Source organism: Chloroflexus sp. (assembly GCF_049970315.1).
GTDB lineage: Bacteria > Chloroflexota > Chloroflexia > Chloroflexales > Chloroflexaceae > Chloroflexus.
The window spans coordinates 1-5,717 of sequence record NZ_JBMFNE010000043.1; the positions used below are offsets into that span (position 1 = coordinate 1).

At 51.1% G+C, this 5,717-nt stretch carries 5 protein-coding genes; 1 reads left to right on the plus strand and 4 read right to left on the minus strand.

The features are described 5' to 3' along the window. The 4 genes from ACP5OT_RS17525 to ACP5OT_RS17540 form a co-directional block, all read right to left on the minus strand. On the minus strand, positions 1-388 hold a 388-nt coding region (locus tag ACP5OT_RS17525), incomplete at its 3' end, for a hypothetical protein (RefSeq protein WP_428132875.1). A 143-nt stretch (positions 389-531) separates the two neighbouring features. Further along, complete coding sequence (locus ACP5OT_RS17530) at positions 532-1,641, minus strand: site-specific DNA-methyltransferase (RefSeq protein ID WP_428113820.1); 1,110 nt, start codon at positions 1,639-1,641, stop codon at positions 532-534. Between the two features lie 529 nt (positions 1,642-2,170). Continuing rightward, positions 2,171-3,904 (minus strand): long-chain-fatty-acid--CoA ligase, encoded by a 1,734-nt coding sequence (locus ACP5OT_RS17535; protein ID WP_424677492.1) that lies wholly within the window; start codon positions 3,902-3,904, stop codon positions 2,171-2,173. A 104-nt stretch (positions 3,905-4,008) separates the two neighbouring features. Beyond that, positions 4,009-4,179, minus strand: coding sequence for a hypothetical protein (locus tag ACP5OT_RS17540; RefSeq protein WP_015942037.1), 171 nt, complete (start codon positions 4,177-4,179; stop codon positions 4,009-4,011). Between the two features lie 199 nt (positions 4,180-4,378). Between ACP5OT_RS17540 and ACP5OT_RS17545 the strand changes: the two genes are divergently transcribed. Further along, complete coding sequence (locus tag ACP5OT_RS17545; RefSeq protein ID WP_424677493.1) at positions 4,379-5,419, plus strand: tagatose 1,6-diphosphate aldolase; 1,041 nt, start codon at positions 4,379-4,381, stop codon at positions 5,417-5,419. The last annotated feature ends 298 nt before the right edge of the window (positions 5,420-5,717 follow it).

The window sequence follows — 5,717 nt, forward strand, 5'->3', positions numbered from 1 at the left end:
ACGGACTGGTGCCTAGATTTACAATTGTCCAGGCATAGGTTGCAAGCACAACTTGGATAGGAGCAACTAGAAGAAAATAACGCAATATACGGTAATACCGAACAGGAGGCATTTTGTTCGGGTATACCCCCGCCAGTTCGTAATTGGAAACCCAAACAACTGGCATCCAGAACACGAGCAAAAGAATCTCTGAGAGCTTGGGGGTGAATATTGGTCCTGTCATATACCCGATAACGCCTAGGGTGGGAATATCTTTTGCGGCAGAGAGGTAGAAGTCTCTGAGAAGAAAGAAGAGACCAATCGCTAGGATAACCAAGAGAACCCTATCGTTCTTACGCAGTTGGTCTGACGTCATGGGCTTGAATAGGCGGAATCGCTTATCACTCATTGGTAATCCTCTGCGTGGTAAGTCGCCTGACGCTCGGCATTCAGTGGTAGCGCGAAACACCATCCGCTGATACTGTTGTTACCCCTCATCTGTACCGACATACTATTCACAAGCATTGCTGTAAGCGGCTGGCAAAGCTTTCTTTAACATGATCGCTCATTGTAAAGGCCCTTTTCTACCCGAAACTTCTCTCTCACTTCGCCAAGACTGATCATTTGGCCATCAACTTCTACAAACCAATGCTCCCATCCATTACAGGGCGCATTGCTCATATAGTGACTACCTGCTTTATGGATACTGCCTTCATAGCCATCTGCGGTGCGAAGCCGCGCATCTGGTTTGATTGTGGCCACTTTAGTTTTGTCTTTACCAAAAAACAATCTTTGCCCAGGCTGCAAATACCCATGTTCGACCAGAACCGAAAACTCCACTTTAGGAGCAGATTTGGCTTTGCTCTTTACGTCAAAAGTTGCAGCGTCATGCATTTCTGGTTGAACTGCGTTAATACGATTTTGCGCAATCTGGATGTATCGTTTCTCCTTTTCTATTCCAATCCAATTTCTATGCAAGCGTTTGGCTACAACACCCGTTGTTCCACTTCCAAAAAATGGGTCAAGAATAACATCCCCGGGATTGCTGGATGACAAAATCACCCGATAAAGCAAAGCCTCCGGCTTTTGAGTGGAATGGGCCTTATCACCATTTTCATTTTTTACCCGTTCCGCTCCTGTCGCTAATGGTAAAAGCCACCAGTCAGAACGCATTTGCTTTTCATCGTTCAACCCTTTCATCGCGTAATAGTTGAACGTATATGTTGCATCTTTGCCGGTACTTGCCCAAATAAGGGTTTCATGGGCATTGGTAAAACGGACACCACGAAAATTAGGCATCGGATTTATTTTTATCCAGATAACATCATTAAGGATCCAGAACCCTAAATCCTGCATAATGGCCCCAACTCGAAAGATATTATGGTACGTTCCAATAACCCAAATGGTGCCGGTCGGTTTCAAGACTCGCTTACAAGCCGTTAACCACGTTTGAGTAAACTCATCATATGCTTGCATCGACTCGAACTTGTCCCAGTCGTCAGCTACAGCATCAACTTTCGTCATATTTGGTCGATGTAGTTCGTTTTGTAGCTGTAAATTATAGGGGGGATCAGCAAAAATAAGATCAATGGATTTTTCTGGTAACATAGTAAGTATTTCTACGCAGTCGCCTTCAATAATCTGATTTAAAGGTAGTGTCATAATTATTACTCCAAACCATACGTATGAGGCGATCCAGTTCTCGGAACGTGTGGTTTATACCAAGGGGTGTCTGACAATACCGAATGCATTTCGGCCGGTGGCGATCTTGTCCAGTTTCGCTTTTCAACGTCACTCGTCGAACAACCAAGAGTCATTGTCGTTAGTCTTTCGCCATGCCACGCCAAGACTCGTTTAGGATGTACGTAGATATACGGTGACCCTTTGTCAATCTGATACTTTTGTTGGAATGTCCTATCCAAGATATTCCTTAAGTTAGCGTACATTATAGCATACCGCTTCAAGCGCTTCTGTTGCCAATCACGCCCCCTATCATTTCGAGCGCAGCGCGAAATCTTCGTTACTCGCCTGTATCCGCAAAAGGGAGCCGAGGGATGCGGGCCTTACACCCACCTCACATCGTTGTCATAGGGTAGAAGGATGAGGGACCTCACGCAAAGGCGCAGAGAAAAACACCTCCTCTCCCGCTGTGCGGGAGAGGAGGCTGGGAGGTGAGGGCCACAAAACCATCTTACGTAATTGCCACCGTCGCTTTCTGCTTGGCCTTTTCTTCCTCGACCAGTACGCGGCGCAACACCTTGCCGACCAGCGTCTTGGGCAGCTCGGTGCGGAACTCGACCTCGCGCGGCACCTTGTATGGGGCAAGGTGCAGCTTACAGAACTCCTTAATCTCTTCAACCGTCGGCTGCTCACCCGGCTTCGGCACAATAAATGCTTTCACCGTATCATCACCGCGCTGCGGATGTGGAATGCCGACGACCACTGCCTCCATCACCTTGGGGTGCATGAAGAGTACTTCCTCGACATCGCGCGGCAGCACCTTGAGACCGCCGACGTTGATCATATCCTTCTTGCGATCAACGATGTAGAAGTAGCCGTCTTTATCGACGCGGGCAATATCGCCGGTATGCAGCCAACCATCAGCATCAATGGTTTTCGCCGTCTCGTCAGGTCGTTGCCAATATCCCTTCATCACCTGTGGTCCGCGCACGCATAGCTCACCGGTCTCGTCGCTTCCCGGCTCAATCTCACGACCGGTATCGAGATCGATAACCTTTGCCTCGGTGTCGGGCAATGGGATACCGATACTACCGGCACGCCGCTCACCAAAGACCGGATTGCAATGCGTCACCGGGCTAGCCTCGGTCATGCCAAAGCCCTCAACGAGGCGACCACCGGTCAGTTGGCCGAACTTCTCTTGCACATCCATTGGCAATGGCGCCGATCCGCTAATACACGCTTTCACACTACGCAGATCGTATTCGTTAACCTTCGGATGGTTGATAATGCCAATGTACATCGCCGGGACACCGGGGAAGAGTGTGCATCGCTCGCGCTGAATAACCGTCATGACATTGTCGATAGGGCGTGGGCTAGGCACGATGACAATCTCAGCTCCGATGTGGATGCTGTACAGCATTGCCACTGTCATGCCATAAACATGGAAGAAGGGGATCGCCGCCATCATCTTTTCGCCACCGGGCTGGCCGCGCGTCAGCCAGGCTGCTACCTGTACGGTGTTCGCGACGAGATTGCGATGGGTTAACATCGCCGCCTTGGGGAGACCGGTCGTTCCGCCGGTGTATTGGAAGAGCGCAATCTCGTCGGGAGTCAAGTTCACCTTCGGTGGGGTAGGGCCATATTTTTCGAGCAGGTGTTGGAAGAAGAAGATGTCCTGCTCAGGCATCACATCAACCCACTCCGGCGTCTTCTTCTGCGAACTCTTTACCAGAAAGTTTGAGGGAAAACCAAGAGTGTCGAAGATATGGGCTACGATCACCCGCTTCACCGGCGTCTCGGCACGTACTTCGCGTAACCGCGGCCAAAACAAATTAAGCAGCACAATCGTCTCAGCGCCTGAATCGTGCAACTGGTGCTGCAATTCGCGCCCGGTGTAGGTTGGGTTTGTATTCACCACAATCGCACCCAACCGCATACACGCAAAGAATGTGATAATGTAATGCGTCGAGTTGGGTAACATCACCGCCACTCTATCCCCTTTGCGCACCCCGAGCTGGTAGAGCGCGGTGGCCATTCGGTCTACTTTTTCGTTCAACTGCCGATACGTTAACTTACCGCCAACTGTGAATCGTCCACCGAGCAGATAGCGTAAGACGAAATTGGTTGCAGTATGGTCGGCATACGTCTTGGCGCTGTTGCTCAGCATGTCGCTGAGCGTGATCTCAGGATACGTCAGCGATTTCGGCACACCCGGCTCGTAGTACGACAACCAGATCTTGTCCAAATTGCACCTCCTTGTGCGCCCTCTACCGATCGGGGAGATCAACAGATGAGCTGTCTAACTGAGCGGTGAAGGTTATAGTCTTCACCGCAATTCCTTACCATACCCTACACATCATCGCGGAGCCAGCCCCGCTCGCGAGCAATAAACTTAATGGTTGCGTCGTCAGGTGGGTACAGACCTGCTGCCTGATAGGCATAGGCTAATAATGCTGCACCACCGATCAGGCCGATAATCAGCCCTAGAAGAAAGGTAAAAACGCCGAATACCTGTTTCATAGAACCTCCCCGTGCCTATTCCCATCGAGATTGGGGAAATACGCTTCAATTGTACCATATTTTATCAGCCTTGGAAGTGAATCGGTTATAATAAAGGTGCTACCGCTCTGCTCTTTCCCAGCTTGTGTTTGCTAGCTACCTTCGTTCACAGCTTATTATCCTGGTTAGTACGCGATTGTTTGCACAAGGAGTTTTATCGATGGCTACAGTCAAGATGACGCGCGGTAAATTCGAGGGGATCAAAGCCTGTGCTGATGACAACGGTATTATTGCTGCCGCAGCGATGGATCAGCGTGGTTCGCTCAAAAAGGCGATTGCTAAAGCTCGCGGCGCCGATGCGTCAAGTGAGGATTTAACCGTGTTCAAGACGGCCGTTACTCGTATTCTGACCCGTTATGCGAGTGCGATTCTGATGGACCCAGAATACGGTTTGCCGGCAATTGCCCAACGTGCTCCAGGTACCGGTGTCTTGCTGGCCTATGAGAAGACCGGCTACGACGCCTCGGTGCGTGGTCGTTTACCCGACCTGCTCGATGTGTGGAGTGTGCGTCGCTTGAAAGAAGCTGGCGCTAACGCGATCAAGATTCTGCTTTACTACAATCCCTTCGATGATCCGGCTATCAACGAGATTAAACACGCCTTTATCGAGCGGGTAGGTGCCGAGTGTGCCGCGAACGATATTCCCTTCTTCCTCGAGCCAATTGCTTACGATGATACAGTCGGTGATGAAAAGAGCTTTGAATTCGCCCTCGTCAAACCGAAGTATGTGACCGCCTATATGGCAGAGTTCTCGAAACCGCAGTACGGTGTTGACGTACTTAAGGTCGAAGTGCCGGTGAATGTGAAATTTGTCGAGGGGATGCGGGTGTTTAGCGGTCAAAAGGCCTACAGCCGTGAAGAGGCGAAGGAGTATTTCCGGCAGGCTGCTGATGCTGCCCGCAAGCCGTTCATCTACCTGAGCGCCGGTGTATCCGACGAAGTTTTCCGTGAGACACTCGAACTTGCCGCCGAAGCCGGTACACCCTTTGCCGGTGTGTTGTGTGGTCGGGCGACGTGGCAAGATGGTATTCCGGTCTATGCCCAGCAGGGTCTGGCTGCCCTTGAGGCATGGCTTGAGGATCGCGGCGTTGCGAATATTACTGCACTTAACGAGACGCTGGCGAAAGGTGCGAAGCCATGGTGGACGATCTACGGCGGGCTTGAGAATATCGAGGTAGTGGATCTGCCGGTTGTAAGTTGATTGCCGATATTGGGGTGGGTTCCCGCTCTCACTAGGGCGGAAAGCCCTCGCCCCGTCCCTTCAACCCCAGCGGGGGTGAGGAGATGAGTGCTCACCGCCGAGGGCACAGAAAATGGTCATCACCCACAGATCTTTGCACCCTCGGCGTGCTTAGCGTCTTAGCGTCTTAGCGTTCCGTCGCTCTGCGCCTTTGCTCGCTTAGCGTCTTAGCGTTAACCGTCTTTGCTCGCTTAGCGTCTTAGCGTTAACCGTCTTTGCTCGCTTAGCGTCTTAGCGTTAACCGTCTTTGCTCGCTTAG